This is a genomic window from Gluconobacter sphaericus NBRC 12467 (assembly GCF_006539125.1).
GTDB classification, from domain to species: domain Bacteria; phylum Pseudomonadota; class Alphaproteobacteria; order Acetobacterales; family Acetobacteraceae; genus Gluconobacter; species Gluconobacter sphaericus.
Genome location: NZ_BJMK01000089.1, coordinates 1 through 740 on the forward strand (window position 1 = coordinate 1; position 740 = coordinate 740).

The following is a 740-nucleotide window of genomic DNA, read 5'->3' on the forward strand; positions in this document are numbered from 1 at the left end:
ATCACCAGAAATACGTCAAAAACTCTCCAAAAAAGCTCTTTCTAAATTTCGAAACACCGAAATAGCTCTAAAAAGACATCAGAAATACGTCAAAAATACTCTTTTTTGACAAACCCCACGCAGACGGGCTCTCTGGCTTATCTGACAGAAAGGAACAGCACCGCGATGGATCAGAAGAGCAAACCGAAGCCCACCAAACTCGTCGGGATCCTGCGCGGTCAGATTGACCGGATCGAGACCCTGATCCGATCCGGCTATACGCTGGAGGCCATTCGTCAGATGCTCGAAGAAGAACTGGACCTTTCGATCAAAATCCGGACGCTTGAGACTGGCCTGTACCGGGTTCGGAAAGAACGGAAGGGCGCAGCTCAGGACGCCAGGCAGACCCACCGCCCCACGCGCACTGTCACGCTATCTGCTGAACCCGCTCCAACGTCTCCAGCCCGTCAGCCTCCTCTTGATTCAGGCGAAAATGAGAAGGCTCTCGAGGCTCTCGAGTCCTGGAAACCGCCGAAGAAGAAGATCAATCCTCATCTGCTCGCTTTGATGGAGCGGCAAAGAGCGGAACGGGAGAAAGGCTCCTGAGCCTCAGACCGTTCTGGTGTCTGAGAATGGGCATTCTCAGAACCTAGAGAGGAGATACTCCGAGCGTACATGCACAAAACGTGCATGGCCTGAAATCGGAATATCCTGACGCTTTAAAGGCGTCAGGATATAGTAACTTAAGCCTGAAGGGCTGT

1 protein-coding gene is annotated in these 740 nt (G+C 52.2%); it reads left to right on the plus strand.

The annotated features are described in order from the left end of the window. The first annotated feature begins 165 nt into the window (after positions 1 to 165). The gene (locus GSP01_RS14620; protein ID WP_141354691.1) at positions 166 to 585 is read left to right on the plus strand and encodes a hypothetical protein; all 420 of its coding nucleotides are present in this window, start codon (positions 166 to 168) and stop codon (positions 583 to 585) included. Positions 586 to 740 lie beyond the last annotated feature (155 nt).